The sequence below is a fragment of the Xanthomonas sp. BRIP62411 genome, assembly GCF_003993525.1.
In the GTDB taxonomy this organism is placed as follows: Bacteria; Pseudomonadota; Gammaproteobacteria; order Xanthomonadales; family Xanthomonadaceae; genus Xanthomonas; species Xanthomonas euroxanthea.
In genome coordinates, this window is record NZ_QEZI01000008.1 from 120,517 (window position 1) to 137,646 (window position 17,130).

General features: G+C 66.0%; 18 protein-coding genes. 15 read left to right on the forward strand and 3 right to left on the reverse strand.

All coding sequences use genetic code 11. From position 1 onward, the window contains the following. Nucleotides 1-27: 27 nt before the first annotated feature. Nucleotides 28-1,065 (reverse strand): type IV pilus twitching motility protein PilT, encoded by a 1,038-nt coding sequence (locus tag EO139_RS04830; RefSeq protein ID WP_104583089.1) that lies wholly within the window; start codon nt 1,063-1,065, stop codon nt 28-30. A 324-nt stretch (nt 1,066-1,389) separates the two neighbouring features. Here EO139_RS04830 and EO139_RS04835 point away from each other — a divergent pair, with 324 nt between their 5' ends. The 7 genes from EO139_RS04835 to EO139_RS04865 all read left to right on the forward strand — a co-directional run bounded on the left by EO139_RS04835 (nt 1,390) and on the right by EO139_RS04865 (nt 6,434). Beyond that, the gene (locus tag EO139_RS04835) at nt 1,390-2,082 is read left to right on the forward strand and encodes a YggS family pyridoxal phosphate-dependent enzyme (RefSeq protein ID WP_126969550.1); all 693 of its coding nucleotides are present in this window, start codon (nt 1,390-1,392) and stop codon (nt 2,080-2,082) included. Nucleotides 2,083-2,154: 72 nt separating this feature from the next. Next, a complete protein-coding gene (gene proC / locus EO139_RS04840; RefSeq protein WP_126969552.1) occupies nt 2,155-3,009 on the forward strand; it encodes a pyrroline-5-carboxylate reductase in 855 nt (284 codons plus the stop codon). A gap of 594 nt (nt 3,010-3,603) precedes the next feature. After that, complete coding sequence (locus EO139_RS04845; protein ID WP_104583086.1) at nt 3,604-4,029, forward strand: HU family DNA-binding protein; 426 nt, start codon at nt 3,604-3,606, stop codon at nt 4,027-4,029. 175 nt (nt 4,030-4,204) lie between these two features. Further along, on the forward strand, nt 4,205-4,783 hold the full coding sequence (locus tag EO139_RS04850) for a M23 family metallopeptidase (protein ID WP_126969554.1): 579 nt from the start codon (nt 4,205-4,207) through the stop codon (nt 4,781-4,783). Between the two features lie 92 nt (nt 4,784-4,875). Further along, entirely contained in the window at nt 4,876-5,184 is a 309-nt protein-coding gene (locus tag EO139_RS04855; protein WP_104583084.1) for a DUF3861 family protein, read from the forward strand. A gap of 54 nt (nt 5,185-5,238) precedes the next feature. Next, nucleotides 5,239-5,781 (forward strand): hypothetical protein, encoded by a 543-nt coding sequence (locus EO139_RS21540; RefSeq protein ID WP_164739733.1) that lies wholly within the window; start codon nt 5,239-5,241, stop codon nt 5,779-5,781. A 56-nt stretch (nt 5,782-5,837) separates the two neighbouring features. Next, nucleotides 5,838-6,434 carry a DUF1439 domain-containing protein gene (locus tag EO139_RS04865; protein ID WP_126969556.1) on the forward strand — a complete coding sequence of 199 codons (597 nt, stop codon included), beginning with the start codon at nt 5,838-5,840 and terminating at the stop codon, nt 6,432-6,434. A gap of 146 nt (nt 6,435-6,580) precedes the next feature. On the opposite strand, the gene EO139_RS04870 is transcribed toward EO139_RS04865, so the two are convergent. Then, nucleotides 6,581-7,123 carry a type 1 glutamine amidotransferase domain-containing protein gene (locus EO139_RS04870; RefSeq protein WP_104583082.1) on the reverse strand — a complete coding sequence of 181 codons (543 nt, stop codon included), beginning with the start codon at nt 7,121-7,123 and terminating at the stop codon, nt 6,581-6,583. 105 nt (nt 7,124-7,228) lie between these two features. Beyond that, nucleotides 7,229-7,696, reverse strand: coding sequence for an SET domain-containing protein-lysine N-methyltransferase (locus tag EO139_RS04875; RefSeq protein ID WP_126969558.1), 468 nt, complete (start codon nt 7,694-7,696; stop codon nt 7,229-7,231). A 172-nt stretch (nt 7,697-7,868) separates the two neighbouring features. Between EO139_RS04875 and EO139_RS04880 the strand changes: the two genes are divergently transcribed. From EO139_RS04880 to EO139_RS04915, 8 genes are all read left to right on the forward strand, one after another. Next, a complete protein-coding gene (locus EO139_RS04880) occupies nt 7,869-8,327 on the forward strand; it encodes an SUF system Fe-S cluster assembly regulator (protein ID WP_115677640.1) in 459 nt (152 codons plus the stop codon). Between the two features lie 16 nt (nt 8,328-8,343). Beyond that, a complete protein-coding gene (gene sufB / locus EO139_RS04885) occupies nt 8,344-9,801 on the forward strand; it encodes a Fe-S cluster assembly protein SufB (protein ID WP_115047562.1) in 1,458 nt (485 codons plus the stop codon). Between the two features lie 112 nt (nt 9,802-9,913). Beyond that, nucleotides 9,914-10,678 (forward strand): Fe-S cluster assembly ATPase SufC, encoded by a 765-nt coding sequence (sufC, locus tag EO139_RS04890; protein WP_054591439.1) that lies wholly within the window; start codon nt 9,914-9,916, stop codon nt 10,676-10,678. Then, nucleotides 10,678-11,940: a Fe-S cluster assembly protein SufD gene (gene sufD / locus EO139_RS04895; RefSeq protein ID WP_126969560.1), complete on the forward strand. Its 1,263-nt coding sequence runs from the start codon at nt 10,678-10,680 to the stop codon at nt 11,938-11,940. Before sufC ends, sufD begins: the two co-directional genes overlap by 1 nt. Then, nucleotides 11,937-13,181: a cysteine desulfurase gene (locus EO139_RS04900; protein ID WP_126969562.1), complete on the forward strand. Its 1,245-nt coding sequence runs from the start codon at nt 11,937-11,939 to the stop codon at nt 13,179-13,181. The genes sufD and EO139_RS04900 overlap by 4 nt, the downstream gene beginning before the upstream one ends. 195 nt (nt 13,182-13,376) lie before the next feature. Further along, nucleotides 13,377-13,916: a GNAT family N-acetyltransferase gene (locus EO139_RS04905; RefSeq protein ID WP_115677642.1), complete on the forward strand. Its 540-nt coding sequence runs from the start codon at nt 13,377-13,379 to the stop codon at nt 13,914-13,916. Then, nucleotides 13,913-14,242 carry a non-heme iron oxygenase ferredoxin subunit gene (locus tag EO139_RS04910; protein ID WP_126969564.1) on the forward strand — a complete coding sequence of 110 codons (330 nt, stop codon included), beginning with the start codon at nt 13,913-13,915 and terminating at the stop codon, nt 14,240-14,242. Before EO139_RS04905 ends, EO139_RS04910 begins: the two co-directional genes overlap by 4 nt. Before the next feature lie 566 nt (nt 14,243-14,808). Continuing rightward, nucleotides 14,809-17,127, forward strand: coding sequence for a TonB-dependent siderophore receptor (locus EO139_RS04915; RefSeq protein WP_126969566.1), 2,319 nt, complete (start codon nt 14,809-14,811; stop codon nt 17,125-17,127). Nucleotides 17,128-17,130 lie beyond the last annotated feature (3 nt).

Genomic DNA, 17,130 nt, shown 5'->3' on the forward strand with positions numbered 1-17,130 from the left:
TCCCCAATCCCGAATCCCGAATCCCGGCTACTCGAATATCCGCTTGTCCTTGGCGTATTCGCGTGCCTGGTTGCGCGTGATCAGGCTGCGCTTGACCAGGTCCTGCAGATGCTGGTCCAGCGTCTGCATGCCGTATTGCTGGCCGGTCTGGATCGAGGAATACATCTGCGCCACCTTGTCCTCGCGGATCAGGTTACGGATGGCCGGGGTGCCGACCATGATTTCCCAGGCGGCGGTGCGCCCGCCGCCCACTTTCTTGAGCAACGCCTGCGAAATCACCGCACGCAGCGATTCGGACAGCATCGAGCGCACCATCGGCTTTTCGCCGGCCGGGAACACGTCGATGATGCGGTCGATGGTCTTGGCCGCCGAGCTGGTGTGCAGGGTGCCGAACACCAGGTGGCCGGTTTCGGCGGCGGTCAACGCCAGGCGGATGGTTTCCAGGTCGCGCAATTCGCCGACCAGGATGATGTCCGGGTCTTCGCGCAGCGCCGAGCGCAGCGCCTCGTTGAAGCCGTGCGTGTCGCGGTGCACTTCGCGCTGGTTGATCAGGCACTTCTGCGAGGTATGCACGAATTCGATCGGATCCTCGACGGTGAGGATGTGGCCGTATTCGTTCTTGTTGATGTAGTCGATCATGCCGGCGAGCGTGGTCGACTTGCCCGAACCGGTCGGGCCGGTGACCAGGATCAGGCCCTGCGGCTGGTCGATCAGCTGGCGGAAGATCGGCGGGCAGCCCAGGTCCTCCAGCGTCAGCACTTCGGACGGAATGGTACGGAACACCGCACCGGCGCCGCGGTTCTGGTTGAAGGCATTGACGCGGAAGCGCGCCAGCGACGTGATCTCGAACGAGAAGTCGACCTCAAGGAATTCCTCGTAATCGCGACGCTGCTTGTCCGACATGATGTCGTAGACCAGCGCATGTACCTGCTTGTGGTCCAGGGCCGGAATATTGATGCGACGGACATCGCCATCGACACGGATCATCGGCGGCAAGCCAGCCGACAGATGCAGGTCCGATGCCTTGTTCTTGACAGAAAACGCCAATAGTTCAGCGATATCCATGCGCTGCTTTTCCCCTAGGCTGCGATTGGAAGTTACTCCCCAAGCGGCAGTATAGCGTTCTGGCTGCCGGCGGGAAGCGGCGCGCGGCCGGTTCAGGCCGGCACCATCGGGCGGGCCTGAAGGCGTTGGTTTGGGGCTACGGTGCGGGCACGCTCCTTGCCTGGTCCGGCTCGGGCATCGACCGCCGGCTCGCCACGCCTGCGGCCGGTCCCGGCACCGCCGCGCGCCAGTGCAGCGTCCTTGGCCGGCCCGATTCGGCAACCCGGCTGGAAGGACGCTCCCGGGGGCGGCACTATAGCGTTCCTTTCCCGCCTGGATTGCCACGTGCCGGCTTCGTCGCTGCAGCAGATTCTCGATGCCATCCACGCCGCCGCGGCTCGGCACGCGCGCGCCGATGTGCGCCTGCTGGCAGTGTCCAAGACCCGGCCGGCGGATGCGGTTGCCGCGCTGGCGGCGCAGGGCCAGCGCGCATTCGGCGAAAACTACGTGCAGGAAGCGCAAACCAAGATTGCCCGGCTGCAGGCGCTGGGCCTGGAGTGGCACCTGATCGGCCACCTGCAATCCAACAAGGCCGAACTGGCCAGCCAGTGGTTCGACTGGGTGCAGACCGTGGACCGCGCCAAGCTGATCGCGCCGCTGGCCAGGCACCGCCCGGCCGATCGCGCCCCATTGAATGTGCTGATCCAGATCAATATCGACGACGAGGACAGCAAGCACGGCTGCGCGCCGGAGGCCGTCGACGGCCTGGCCGCAGCCATCGCGCTGCAACCGCAGCTGCAATTGCGCGGCCTGATGGCGATCCCCGCGCCGTTTCCCGAGCAGGCGCGCCGCATGGCGGCGTTTACCCGCATGCAGAACCTGTTCGAAGACCTCAAGCGCCGGTATCCGCAGGTGGATACCTTGTCGATGGGCATGAGCTCGGACTTTGCCGAAGCGATCGCAGCTGGCGCAACCATGGTGCGGGTGGGAACTGCCTTGTTCGGCGAACGCGCGGCATCGGCTACCGCAGCGTCCTGAGCATGCTTTCCGGTCAGCCGCGCAGCGTCGCTGCGCCCTCGTATCCTGCTCCCTCTTATTTAAGGTGTCGCAATGACTCTGCCCTCCGCCCCCGCGCCCTCGCCTGCTGCCGCTGCGCTCACCGCGTTCGTCGGTGGCGGCAACATGGCGCGCAGCCTGATTGCCGGGCTGATCCGGCAAGGCGTCCCCGCTGCCAGCATCCGCGTCGCCGAGCCGGTGGCCGAACTGCGCGATGCGCTGGCGCGCGATTTCGGCGTGCATGCCGTGGAGCAGGCACGCAGCGCGGTGGAGGGCGCAGCCGTCTGGGTGCTGGCGGTCAAGCCGCAGGTGCTGCCGGCGGTATGCGCGCAGCTGGCCGATCTTGCGCAGGCGCAACAGCCGTTGCTGCTGTCCATCGCCGCCGGCATCACCGCGCCGCAGCTGGAGCGCTGGTCCGGCGGCAACCTTGCGGTGGTGCGCGCGATGCCCAATACGCCCGCGCTGCTCGGTGCCGGCGTCACCGGGCTGTATGCCAATTCCCGCGTGTCCGACGGGCAACGCGCGCAGGCAACCAGCTTGCTGGAGAGCGCCGGTGTCACCGTCTGGATCGACGACGAAGCGCAGATGGACGCGGTGACCGCGGTCTCCGGCAGCGGTCCGGCCTATGTGTTCCTGCTGGCCGAAGCGATGGAAGCGGCCGCGCGTGCGCAAGGCCTGCCAGCCGAGACCGCACGCACACTGGTGCTGCAGACCCTGCTCGGTGCCTCGCGCATGCTGACCGAATCGGGCGAAGCACCGGAGCTGCTCCGCCGCCGGGTGACCTCGCCCAACGGCACCACGCAGGCGGCAATCGAGACATTTCAGGCCGGCCAGTTCGAAGCGCTCACCGCCCAGGCGATTGCCGCAGCGACCGAACGCGGCCGCAGCTTGTCGGCGGCCAATGATTGATCGGTCCGTGACCGGACATCATCGGAACCAGGATTTTCTGCAGCGGCCGGTCCATGCGCAGGAGTGCTGCGACGAGCGCGCGGCGCAGCCGTCACGCCATACCGCTCACCGGTGCCGGTCAGGTGCACGAAACCCTGGCGCATGCGGCCGGCGCACACGCCAGATGCGACGCGGACGCAGCGGAGCGACGGATCAAACACGCCTTGGGAACGCGCACCAGTGGCTGGCGACGTCGAACGCCTCCGGCAGAGTGCAGCCATGCAGCAACGCTGATCGCGGCAGCGAACGCCACCGCCGGCAGCACACCGTGAGCAACGCTCGGCACCGAGCGCGCTGCAAAAAAGCACACATGCCTTCGCGCAAACGACCTGCTGCTGTGCGTCAGACACCGCATCGCCATGCGCATTGCAGCCGCTTCGACAGCGCTTTGGCGGGGGTTTTCTGCCAGCGGTGAACGAATCCCCGTCAAAAGACGCTTTTTTTCGGTTGTTTCATCGTTTGCCTATTGGCGGCGCGCAGCAGTTGCCCTACATTTCGCGTTGCCGACCGGGTCGGCAGACCCAACACCACCAACGATCACGGAACACATAACTCATGGCAAAAACCGCCGCTAAGAAGGCTGCCCCCAAGAAGGCAGTGAAAAAGGTCGCCGCGACCAAGACCGCAAAGCCGGCCAAGGCCGCTGCTGCCAAGTCCGCTGCGCCGAAGCCGATCAAGGAAGCGCTGAGCAAGACCGGCCTGGTCGCGCACATTGCCGAATCCACCCAGCTGGCTCCGAAGGACGTTCGCGCCGTTCTGGCGTCGCTGGAAACGGCCGCCCATTCGTCGCTGAACAAGAAGGGCGCCGGCTCGTTCACCCTGCCGGGCATGCTGAAGCTGACCAGCGTCCACGTGCCGGCCAAGCCGAAGCGCAAGGGCATCAACCCGTTCACCAAGGAAGAGCAGACCTTTGCAGCGAAGCCGGCCAGCTTCAAGGTCAAGGCGCGCCTGTTGAAGAAGTTGAAGGACGCCGCGCTCTAATCGAGCATGCCTCCGGTGCCACGAAGGCGGCCTGCGGGCCGTCTTTTTTTTGCGCACGTGACCGCCCGCCTCACTACCCACATGCCGCTCATCGGCACTTGCCTACCCTGCACGCTGATTCGCAACGCAGCAGGTGCATGTGACCGATCCATCGTCTCCCCGCCCATCCACACCGATGCCATCGGCAGCCCGCAGCCCTGCACGTCGCCTGCGCCGCCTGCTGGTGTCGATTGCACTGCTGTGCGTCCTGGGTGTGGCGGCGCGCTGGGCATGGCAATTGCCGATTGCCGAACAACTGCGCACCAGCTGGGAGCTGTCGCGCATGCCGCCACCGGCGCAGTTATCGGTACCGCTCGAAGGGGTGCAGGCGCGCCGCATCGCCGATACCTTCAGCGCACCGCGCGGTCGCGACCGACGCCATGCCGGCGTGGATATCTTCGCGCCGCGAGGCACGCCGGTGCTGTCCGCGACGCGCGGGGTGGTCAGTGCCATCCGCGATCAAGGCCTGGGCGGCAAACAGGTCTGGGTGCTCGGGCCGGCGATGGAACGCCATTACTATGCGCACCTGGACGATTGGGCCGCCGGCCTGGCCGTTGGCGATGTCGTCGAGCCCGGCACACGGCTCGGCATGGTCGGCACCACCGGCAACGCGCGCGGCACGCCGCCGCATCTGCACTATGGTGTCTATGGGCGCAACGGTGCGTACGATCCGCTGCCGCTGCTGCGCAAACCCGTGCCACAGCCGGCACAGTGAGCATGCTGGAACACTGCGTCATGGCCCGCGCTATCGAGGCCGTTGCTGGCTGCGCCTATGGTGGAGTCAGCCCAAGGAACGACGCCCTTTCCATGTCCCGAAAACGCTATCGCATTACGGTCACGCCCATCGAGAGCGATGGCCGCCCCTGCAGCGATCGCTGCACCATCGAATTCGAACAGCGCTCACGTGCGGACTGGATGCGGCTGCTCGAGGAACTGCATCTGCGACGCGATCTGAGCAGCGACGAATGCGCCGCACTGACCGTCGGTTCGCAGCTGCTGGAAGACCTGGCCGCCCGCCCGCGCGCGCAGCCAAGCGATGCGCTGGAGGCCTTGCGGCCAAAACTGCAGTTGCTGCTGGAGCGCCTGCAGCGCGTGCAGCCGGCTCCCGGCAGCTGAGACCGACGCCGCGGTGATCGCTACACTGCGCGCATCGGGGACGGGAGATGCGCCATGCGTGGGTTGGGGATCGTCATGTTTGCAGTGGCCATCGCCGGTTGCAGTTGTCATCGCAGCGCTGACGAAGAAACCGCCGCGGCAGCGTCCTCGCAAGTCATGGCGGCAACCAAGACGCCAGGGGGCGCCACCGAGGGCGATGCGCCCGCACGACCCGCAACCGATGCCAGCCTTGACGATGCCGCCGCGCGCGCCAACGTCGCCAAAGCAAGCGCAACCGTGCAGCGGTATCTGGGCGCCTTGCCCGGCGCGGCGCGCGGCGATGCCGATGCACTGTGGAGCGGTGGTCGCCCTGCGCCGGTACCGGACGATGCGGCGCTGCGCAGCATTACCAACATCCAGTCGATGCGCATCGACAACGACCCGCCCATCGCACTGGACCACGCGGAGCCCCCGCGCATGATCGAAGTGCCGGTGCGACTGATCGTGCGCACCGACACCGGCACCCAACGCCTGGTTGGCGCCTACCGGCTGCAGCCGCGCAGCGGCAGCGACGACTGGGAGATCTATTCGGCCACCCTGCACCCGGTATTGCGCTAACCCACGGTTCACCGGCACCGACTAAGGTGATCTTCACCTGTTGCCGGAGTCACCCGATGAAACTGCGTTCGCTTGCCGGATCCCTGCTTGCCCTGGCTCTGGCGCTACCGACGACCGGCGCGTGGGCGACGCCGCAGATCCAGGGGCACCAGATCAGCGTGCAGGGCAGCGACCTGCAGCAGTTCCTGGGTGGCCGCTTCCCGCAGACGCATGATGCGCTGGGCGGCCTGGTCGAGATGACGGTCAGCAATCCGGCGCTGTCGCTGCCGCCGGGCGACCGGCTCAAGATGGCATTCGATCTGGCGCTGGCCACCCCCGGCGGCGCGCCCGCACCGGTCGGCAATGTGACCTTGACCAGCGCACTGCGCTACGACACCGCCAAGCAGGGCCTTTACCTGGATCAGCCCACCATCGATGACTTCCGCCCGGCCAACGCCGGCGCAAGACTCGACCAAAGCACCCGCCAGCTGCTCAATGCCTGGCTGGCTGATTACGCGCGCAAGGAGCCGATCTATCGCATCGACCCGGCCATCGCGGCGGTGATGGGCAATGTGCAGGTGGAGTCGGTCGGCATCCAGAACGGCCGCGTCGCGGTCAATTTCAACCAGAACATCGAGCAACTGGTGCCGGCAGCCGCACTGTCCGGGAAATAGGCCCTCGCACCGGTCGCGACGCAGCATGGACGTACGCCGTCATGCCGTTGCGCCAACTCACGCGAACCATGATTGGATCAACACAAAGGCCCGGCGCCATCACGCCGGGCCTTTGCTTTCATGCCGTCACCATTGCAACGATGCGATCAGGCCACCAGGGCCTTGGCCACTGCGGCGGTGAAGGCCGGGATATCGTCTGGCTTGCGGCTGGTGATCAGCGCCCCGTCGACAACGACCTCTGCATCCTGCCAGCGTGCGCCGGCATTGCGCAGGTCGGTCTTGACCGACGACCACGAGGTGACGTCGCGATCGCGCACCAGATCGCTTTCCACCAGCAGCCACGGGCCGTGGCAGATCGCGGCAACCGGCTTGTCCGCGCTGGCAAAGGCCTGGATGAATGCGATCGCCTTGGCGTCGCCGCGCAAGGTGTCGGGGTTGAGCACACCGCCCGGCAGCACCAGCGCATCGTAGGTGTCGACCTTGGCCTGGTCCAGCCGCTGGTCCACCGGCACCGAATCGCCCCAGTCGGTCTTGTCCCAGGCGCGAATCTGCGCGGCGTCGCCGGGCGCGATCACATCGACCTTGGCGCCCCAGGATTCCAGCAGGCGCTTGGGCTCAGTCAGTTCGGACTGTTCGAAGCCGTCGGTGGCGAGCACGGCGATGGTCTTGCCGGAGAGCGAATAAGACATGGGGACTCCTTGCTGAAAAGAAGCCCGCACGCTAGTCGTGCAGCTGTTGCACGTGAGTGAACCGATGTGTGCGCCGCGTCAGTGCGGGCAGCCGCACGCGAATGCTCAGCGCTTGGGCTGCAGCATGGTGCCGGTGCAGTTCTTGGACCCGCAGCGGCATGCCCAGATCTTCTTCAGACGCGGCGTATGCCGCTCGGCCAGCGTGATGCCGTAATTGTAGGTAAGCTCTTCGCCGGCCTTGATCGCGCGTTTGGCCTCGATGAAGATCTTGTTCTTGCTACGGTCGTCGCCTTCGGCCTCTTCGATCACCGCTTCGCAATTGGGATTGCAGCTGTGGTTGATCCAGCGCGCGACATTGCCCTCGTAGTTGGCATCCAGCACGTAGTCGTCGCTGAGCGTGAACAGGAAGGTATGCCCGCTTTCGACATCGCCGGTGTCATCGGCATCCACTTCCGCGTGCGTGCGCAAACGCCCCTTGTACTGGATGATGCGCTCGCCCTTGCGGAGCGCGGCGAGGGCGAACATGCCATTGCCGTGGATACGTGACTTGCGGGCGGCAACTTTGCGCGACATGAAGGGGTCCAGTGATGGGGCCGCTCATTGTGACTGCAGTGCGACGATGCGCCAAGCACAAGCGCACCATCGCTCGCAACGGCGCACGCTTGCCGGCGGCTGAACCGGGCGGTTGGCCCTGCCCGGCCGGAAAGAGTACAATTTCGGTCCGCTTTAAGGTTATCGCCTTCTCATGTTGCGCGTCACCAAACTCACCGATTACGCCACCGTCGTGTTGACCGTCCTGGCAGCGCGCTGCGGGCAGGTACTCAGCGCCAGCGAACTGGCCGAGCAGGCCGGCCTGGAACCGCCGACCGTGAGCAAGATCCTCAAGCCGCTGTCGCAAGCGGGCCTGGTCGAAGGGCTGCGCGGCGTGCATGGCGGCTACCGGCTAGCGCGCGCGGCCAGCGAGATCACGCTGGTGGAGATCGTCGAGGCGATGGAAGGCCCGCTGGCGATCACCGAATGCAGCCAGGACCACAGCCAGTGCGGCATCGCGCAGACATGCGGGGTGCGCTCCAACTGGCGCCTGATCAACGACGTGGTCGGCGATGCATTGCGTCGCGTCACGCTCGCCCAGATGTTGCAGCCCCTCTCTCTCCCTGGCGACGGCCGTCGGCGTTCCATCGCCGCACGCGTCGCGACCACCTGACCCTGTAGGCAGCCCGATGGCCACCGAACTTGCACCCCCGCAGAATGCCGAAATCATCGAACGGTTGGGCCGACGCTATGACGCCGGCTTCATCACCGACATCGAATCGGACTCGCTCCCGCCCGGCCTGGACGAGGACGTCATCCGTGCGTTGTCGGCCAAGAAAGACGAGCCGCAATGGATGACCGACTGGCGTCTCGAGGCGTATCGGCACTGGCTGAAGATGCCGATGCCGGAATGGGCGAAATTGAAGGTTTCGCCGATCGATTTCCAGGCATTGAGCTATTACTCCGCGCCCAAGGGCCCGAAGTACGCCTCGCTGGACGACGTCCCCAAGGAGCTGCTCGACACCTACGACAAGCTCGGCGTGCCGTTGCACGAGCGCGCCCGGCTGGCCGGCGTGGCGGTGGATGCGGTGTTCGACTCGGTCTCGGTCGGCACCACCTTCCGCAAGGAGCTGGCCGAAAAGGGCGTGATCTTCTGCTCGATGTCCGAGGCCATCAAGGAACACCCGGAGATCGTCAAGCAGTATCTGGGCAGCGTGGTGCCGGTCGGCGACAACTATTTCGCCGCGCTCAACTCGGCGGTGTTCTCCGATGGCAGCTTCGTGTTCATCCCGAAGGGCGTGCGTTGCCCGATGGAACTGAGCACCTATTTCCGCATCAACGCCGGCCACACCGGGCAGTTCGAACGCACCTTGATCGTGTGCGAGGACAAGGCCTATGTGTCGTATCTGGAAGGCTGCACCGCGCCGATGCGCGATGAGAACCAGTTGCACGCGGCGGTGGTAGAGCTGGTGACGCTGGAAGATGCCGAAATCAAGTATTCGACCGTGCAGAACTGGTATCCGGGCGACGAGGAAGGCCGTGGCGGCATCTACAACTTCGTCACCAAGCGTGCCGAGTGCCGCGGCGCGCGCAGCAAGGTCACCTGGACCCAGGTCGAAACCGGTTCGGCGATCACCTGGAAGTATCCCTCCTGCGTGCTGCTCGGCGACGATTCGGTCGGCGAGTTCCATTCGGTGGCGCTGACCCATCACCGCCAGCAGGCCGATACCGGCACCAAGATGATCCACATCGGCAAGCGCACCAAGAGCAAGATCGTCAGCAAGGGCATCAGCGCCGGGCGCGGGCAGAACACCTATCGCGGCCTGGTCAAGGTGGACCGCAATGCCGATGGCGCGCGCAACTACACCCAGTGCGATTCGTTGTTGATCGGCAAGCAGTGCGGCGCGCATACCTTCCCCTACATCGAGGTGAAGAACCCCGGCGCCACCGTCGAGCACGAGGCCACCACCTCCAAGATCAGCGACGACCAGCTGTTCTATTGCCGTGCGCGCGGCATCAGCCAGGAAGACGCGGTGTCGCTGATCGTCGACGGCTTCTGCAAGCAGGTGTTCCGCGAGCTGCCGATGGAGTTCGCGGTGGAAGCCAAGAAGCTGCTGGAAGTCTCGCTGGAAGGCAGCGTCGGCTGACGCCGACGGAATCGGGAGTGGGGAATGGAGAATCGGTATCGGTTCTCTTTCCTGCTCCTTGCCGCGCCAACGTCTCGCATTACCCATTCCCTATTCTCGATTCCCTATTCCCATGCTTACGATCAACAACCTCCACGCCAGCATCGCCGGCAAAGACATCCTCAAGGGCCTGTCGCTGGACATCCAGCCGGGCCAGGTGCACGCCATCATGGGGCCCAACGGCGCCGGCAAGTCCACGCTGGGCAATGTGCTGGCCGGGCGCGACGGCTATGAGGTCAGCGCCGGCAGCGTGCAGTTCGAAGGCAAGGACCTGCTCGAGCTGCCGCCGGAAGAACGCGCGGCGGCCGGTCTGTTCCTGGCCTTCCAGTACCCGGTGGAAATCCCCGGCGTCAACAACACCTACTTCCTGCGCGCGGCACTCAATGCACAGCGCAAGGCGCGTGGCGAGGACGAGCTGGACTCGATGCAGTTCCTCAAGCTGGTGCGGCAGAAACTGGCCGTGCTGCATCTGAAGGACGAGCTGCTGCACCGTGGTGTCAACGAAGGGTTCTCCGGTGGCGAGAAGAAGCGCAACGAGATCTTCCAGCTGGCCGTGCTCGAACCCAAGCTCGCCATCCTGGACGAGACCGATTCGGGCCTGGACATCGACGCGCTCAAGAGCGTGGCCGACGGCGTCAACGCGCTGCGCTCGCCGGAGCGTTCGTTCCTGGTGATCACCCACTATCAGCGCCTGCTCGACTACATCACCCCGGACGTGGTGCATGTCCTGGCCGAAGGCCGCATCGTGCAGAGCGGCGGCCCGGAACTGGCGCTGGAGCTTGAAAAGCACGGCTACCACTTCCTCAAGGACCGCGTGGTGCCCGAGGCGGCTGCCTGATGAGCGCCCTGCTGGAATCCCTCGCCCGTGGCTTCTGCGGTAACGATGCGCGCCGGGTCGAACTCGATGCCGCGCTGCAGACCGGCCTGCCCGGCCCGCGCGCCGAAGCCTGGAAATACACCTCGCTGCGGCAGCTGGAGCGGCGCAGCTTCCAGCCCGCGCCGCTGGTGCCGACGTTGATCGACGCCGCGTTGCTGGACGAGATCCCGTCGCCGCGGCTGGTGTTCGTCAACGGCCGCCCGTCCGACGCACTGAGCGACCTGTCGACACTGCCGGACGGCGTACAGCTGGACACCTTGTCCGCGTCACTGGCCGCAGGCGACGACGCGCAGCAGTTGCTTGGCCGCCGTTTCGAAGGACGCGACGAAATCTTCGCGCGCCTCAATGCCGCGCTTGCCGACGAAGGCGTGCTGGTGCGCGTGCAGGACGGCGCGCAGATCGAGGCGCCGCTGCACCTGGTCTTCATCGGCGTGGCCGGCGAGCATGACCTGTCCTGGCATCACCGTCACCTGATCGAACTGCGCGCCGGCGCGGCGCTGAACGTGGTCGAGCATCACCTGCATGTCGGCGATGCCGCGCATCTGCACAACAGCCTGATGCATGTCCATCTGGCCCAGGATGCGGTGCTGTCGCATGCGCGCGTGCAGGCCGACAGTGCGCACGCAACGTCGCTGCTGCGCACTGACGCGGTGCTGGCGCGCAATGCGCGCTACCAGCGCGTGGACCTGGAACTGGGTGCCAACCTGTCGCGCCACGAGCTCAACGTGCGCCTGGAAGGCAATAACGCCCAGCTCACCGCCAATGGCGTGCTGCTCGGCAACGGCCGCCGCCATGTCGATACACGCCTGGGTATCGCGCACATCGCCCGCGACACCAGCTGCGAGCTGGTCTGGCGCGGCGTGGGCGCCGATCGCAGCCGGGTGGTCTTCCACGGCGGCATCAGCATCCGTCCCGGCGCCGACGGCACCGACGCGCGGCTGTCGAACAAGAACCTGCTGCTGTCGGCCAATGCCGAGATCGATACCCAGCCGGTGCTGGTGATCGATGCCGAGGAAGTGCAGGCCGCGCATGGCGCCACCGTCGGCCAGCTCGACGACAATGCCCTGTTCTATCTGCGCTCGCGCGGCCTGCCGCAGGCCGAGGCGCAGCGCTTGCTGAGCGCCGCGTTCTGCCACGAGCCGCTGCGCATGCTGCCCAGCGCGCTGGGCGCGGTGCTGGCGCTGCAGCTGGATCGCGCACTGACCTCGGCAGGCGTGGCATGAACGCGCCCGCCACCACACACCTCGCCGCGCCGGACTGGGAGCGCGTGCGCTCGGATTTCCCGTTGCTGATGCGGCAGGTGCATGGCAAGCCGCTGATCTATTTCGACAACGCCAACACCGGGCAGAAGCCGCTGCAGGTCATCGCCGCGACCGACGAGTTCTACCGTCGCCAGAACGCCAACGTGAGCCGCGCAGTGCATGCGCTGGGCACCGAGGCCACCGATGCCTTCGAAGGCGCGCGCAGCAAGCTGGCACGCTTTCTCAACGTACGCGCCGACGAACTGGTGCTGTGCAGCGGCACGACCTTTGCGATCAATCTGGTCGCTTATTCCTGGGCACTGCCGCGCCTGGGCGCCGGCGATGTGATCCTGATCTCGCGCATGGAGCACCACGCCAACATCGTGCCGTGGCAGCTGGTGGCGCAACGCACCGGCGCCACCATTCGCGTGGCCGAGATCACCCCGGAGGGTGCGCTGGATCTGGATGCCTTGCGCAAGGCGATGACGCCGCAGGTCAAGCTGCTGGCGATCACGCATGTGTCCAATGTGCTGGGCACGGTCAATCCGGTGCGCGAAATCTGCCGCGAGGCGCGCAAGCGCGGCATCGTCACCGTGGTGGATGGCTCGCAGGCGGCGCCGCATCGGCGTATCGACGTGGCCGGCATCGGCTGCGATTTCTACGCCATCACCGGCCACAAGATGTGCGGGCCCACCGGCACCGGCGCACTGTGGGCGCGTCGCGAACACCTGCAGGCGATGCCGCCGTTCCTGGGCGGCGGCGAGATGATCAAGGAAGTGAGTTTCGAGGGCACGGTGTTCAACGAGGCCCCGCACAAGTTCGAAGCCGGCACGCCCAACATCGCCGGATTCATCGGCCTGGGCTCCGCGGTCGATTACCTGGAGTCGGTCGGCCTGGCGCATGTGGAAGCGCGCGAGACCGAGCTGCTGGCGCACTTCACCGAGGAGCTGCAGCGCATCGACGGCCTGCGCATCTTCGGCACCACGCCGGACAAGGCCGCGGTGGTGTCGTTCCTGATCGAAGGAGCGCATGCCCACGACTTGGCCACCCTGCTCGACCTGGAAGGCGTCGCGGTGCGCTCGGGCCAGCACTGCGCGCACCCGCTGCTGCAGTACTACGGCGTCGCCGCCACCTGCCGTGCCTCGCTGGCGTTCTACAACACGCATGACGAAATCGAGCGCTTCGTCGCTGCGCTGGCGAAGGTGCGTCGCCTGCTGGGTTGATTGGAATCGGGAATCGGGAATCGGGAATGGAGAATCGACAATGCGGCTCTCCCGCAGACTGATGCGATTCGACACGTGGATAGCTCATCGAGCGGCGCAACGCTTTTCCCGATTCCCGATTCCCGATTCCCGATTCCCGATTCCCGATTCCCGATTCCCGATTCCCGATTCCCGATTCCCGATTAAACTGCTCCCATGCAGACCACTACCTTCCGTACCGCCACCGTCGACGATATCGACGCCCTCGTGTCACTGGTGACCTCGGCCTATCGCGGGGATGTCAGCCGGGTGGGCTGGACCACCGAGGCCGACTTTCTCGACGGCGCGCGGATCGATCCTGCAGTCCTGCGCGAGGACCTGCTGCGCGATCGCAGCCTGGTGCTGCTGGTCGAACAGGACAGGCGCCTGCTGGCCTGTGCGCATATCGCAGACGACCAGGGTGCCGGCTACTTCGGCATGTTTGCGGTCGACCCCGCGCTGCAGGGCAGCGGGCTGGGCAAGACGCTGCTGGCCGAGGCCGAGCGTATCGCCCACAGCGAGTGGCAGCTGCCGGTAATGCGCATGACGGTGATCGACATTCGCGCCGAGCTGATCGCGTTCTATGAGCGACGCGGCTACCGCCGCACCGGCATCACCAAACCGTTCCCGTATGGCGACGCGCGTTTCGGCGTGCCGCTGCGCCAGGACCTGCGCTTCGAGGTGCTGGAAAAACCGCTCGGCGGCGCAGCGCTGTGAGCGACACCTGGACCTTTGTCTGCGCCAGCGAAGCGCTGCTGCCCGGCGAGCTGCAGACCGTCTGGGACGAGTTAACCGATGCCCCGATCGTGATCTTCAACCTCGACGGCGAGCTGTATGCGCTGGAAGACCGCTGCAGCCATGAAGACTATGAATTGTCGCCGGGCACGTTCGACCCCGTAGAAGGCAGCATCGAGTGCCTGCTGCACAGCGCCCGCTTCGACATCCGCGACGGCCGCCCGCTGTGCGCACCGGCTTACACTGCGGTGCCCAAGTTCCCGGTCAAGCGCGAACACGGCGGCATCTGGACCCGCGACGACCGCTGACAACGGCCGCATCCGCGCGCGCGATACGGCAGCCGTAAGTGGAGGCCACGCACGGCGCTGATCTGCAGTGGGTCGCTGTCCTGCATGCGCACCCGGAGTCCGCGGCTCCGCGCCCTGCATGGGAACACCCCCCTGCCATGTCTGCGAGCACGGCCGGCTGGAGCGCGGCTGTTGGGCCGGCGAGCAAGCGCAGATACGCGCATCTCCCACGCATCTCTGCCTTGGGACTGCAGCTGCCTGATGCCTCAGGCGGTGCGGTTGCCCCTTCGCCTGGCAGGCACCAAGAAAGATTGCAAAGAAGAATGATTTGCATTTAAGATCTCAGCCCTTCAGGCCTTCTTAACAACTGGCCTGCCCTGCGATCCCATGCGCCCAGCCCTGCTCGACACGTTTTTCCTGACCTTGCCCCGCATGCGCCTGGCTGCGCAGCGCTTGCGTGTGTCCGGACACTGGTCGGGCCGACTGGCCGCCTCGGGCTAGCGGGCCCGCTCCCGATCCGCCTTCCCATCCCGCATCCGCCGAGCCATCGCCAGGCCGGAGCCTCGCTTTCCTCTTCGAGACGCCTCATGACTCCCAGGATTTCCCCGCTCACCTCGGCCGTGCTGCTGACGCTGTCCGCTCCTGCCTTCGCCCAGCCCGGCGATGCGCCGGCGCCTCCGGGCGCGGTCGATCTGGACGCCATCCGGGTGCAGCAGGAACGTGCGCAAAAGCCGTCCTCGCCCAAGTACACCGAGGTGCTGCGCGACACGCCACAGACGATCACCGTGGTCACCAAGCAGACCATGGACCAGCAGAACCTGCTGTCGCTGCGCGACGTGCTGAGCACCCTGCCCGGCATCACCTTCGGCGCGGGCGAAGGCGGCGGCGGCTATGGCGACAGCATCAACCTGCGCGGCTTCACCGCCAGCAGCGACATCACCACCGATGGCGTGCGCGACAGCGCGCAGTACAGCCGCAGCGACACCTTCAACCTGGAAGCGGTGGAGCTGATCAACGGCGCCAACTCGGCCATGTCCGGCGCCGGTTCGGTCGGTGGCAACATCAATCTGGTGACCAAGACCGCCGGCCAGGGCGACTTCACCAACGTCGTTGTCGGAGGCGGCAGCGACCGCTATGGCCGGCTGACCGCCGACAGCAATTACGATTTCGACAACGGCACCGCCGTGCGCCTGAACGCGATGGGCCACACCCAGGACGTGCCGGGGCGCGATGAGGAATTCCGGCATCGCTGGGGCTTTGCGCCGTCGGTGGCCTTCGGCCTGGGCTCGGATACCCGCTTCACCCTGAGCTACCTGCACCAGCACGACAACAACCTGCCGCAGTACGGCGTGCCGTTCGCGCTCAGCCCGTTCAACGACGGTCCGCTGCCGGGCGTGGACCCGGAAACCTTCTTCGGCTACCGCAACACCTCGCGTCAGGACATCGACGTGGACATGCTGACCGGCGTGCTGGAAATGGACTTCGACGACACCGTCAAGCTGCGCAGCCTGGCGCGCGTGCAGCGGGTCGACCAGACCACCAACGCCACCGCGCTGCAGGGCACCTGGTGCCTGCCCGACGGCACCGATCCGTACACCGGCCGCGCCTGCGCCGGCCAGCCGGCGGCCAGCTGGAATCCGAACAGCGGCCCGCGCGGCCTGGTACGCGAGACGGAGAACTTCATCGCGCACAGCCAGACCGACCTGACCGCCACCTTGCACACCGGCGCCATCGAGCACCGCGTAGTCGCTGGCGTGGCCTTCAGCAAGGAAGACTTCGAACTCGATAGCGGCACCACCTTCCGCAATGCCGACGGCTCCACCACCGGCATCACCTATCCGCTGCAGTCCTTCGACAATCCCTACAACGTCTGGACCGGCCCGCAGAACTATTTCCGCACCGGGCGCAGCAAGGGCAGCCTGACCAACCAGGCGGTGTACCTGTTCGATACCTTGCAGTTCAACGAGCAATGGATGCTCAACCTGGGCGGCCGCTACGAGCACAACGAAGGCGACAGCACCACCTATACCGTCAACGCTGCCGGCAACGTCACCGGTGTGAGCCCGGGCTTCCCGGCCGGCAGCGAAGAGGACCTGTTCTCGTATCGCGCCGGCCTGGTCTTCAAGCCGGCCGAGAACGCCAGCCTGTACCTGTCCTACGCCAACAGCAAGACGCCGTCCAAGGCCTCGGTCAACGGCTCGTGCACGCCGATCGCCACTGCCACCGCCGGCGCCAATTGCAATGTCGAGCCGGAGACGGCGGTCAACATCGAACTGGGCGGCAAGTGGGACGTGCTGGACCAGCGCCTGGCACTGACTGCCGCGCTGTTCCGCAATGAGCGCGAAAACTACAAGGTCAACAGCGGCGACCCGCTGATTCCCGAGCAGGTGCTGGACGGCAAGGCGCGCGTGGACGGCGTCGCGCTTGGCGCCGCCGGTTACCTGACCGAGCGCTGGTCGATCTTCGCCAACTACACCTTCCTGGACAGCGAAGTGCTGCAGAGCGTGTCCAACCGCACCGAGAGCCTCACCGGCGACCCGGTGGCCGGACGCGAGCTGGTGCAGACTCCGCGCAATGCCGGCAACATCTGGACCACCTACACGCTCAACCAGTGGACCTTCGGCTACGGCGTCACCTACCAGGGCGGTTTCTATCCGAATAATTCCTCGGCGGCCGCCTACATCAAGACCGATGATTACTGGGTGCACCGCGCGATGGTCGGCCTGCGCGTCAACGACTGGCTCAGCCTGCAGTTGAACGTCAACAACCTGTTCGACGAGGAGTACTACACCAGCGTGCGCAACAACCTCACCGTCAACGCCGCAGGGACTGTCACGGCGGGCAATGGCTGGGCAATTCCTGGCGAAGGCCGCTCGGCGGTGTTGAGCGCCACGTTTAGTTTCTAAGCC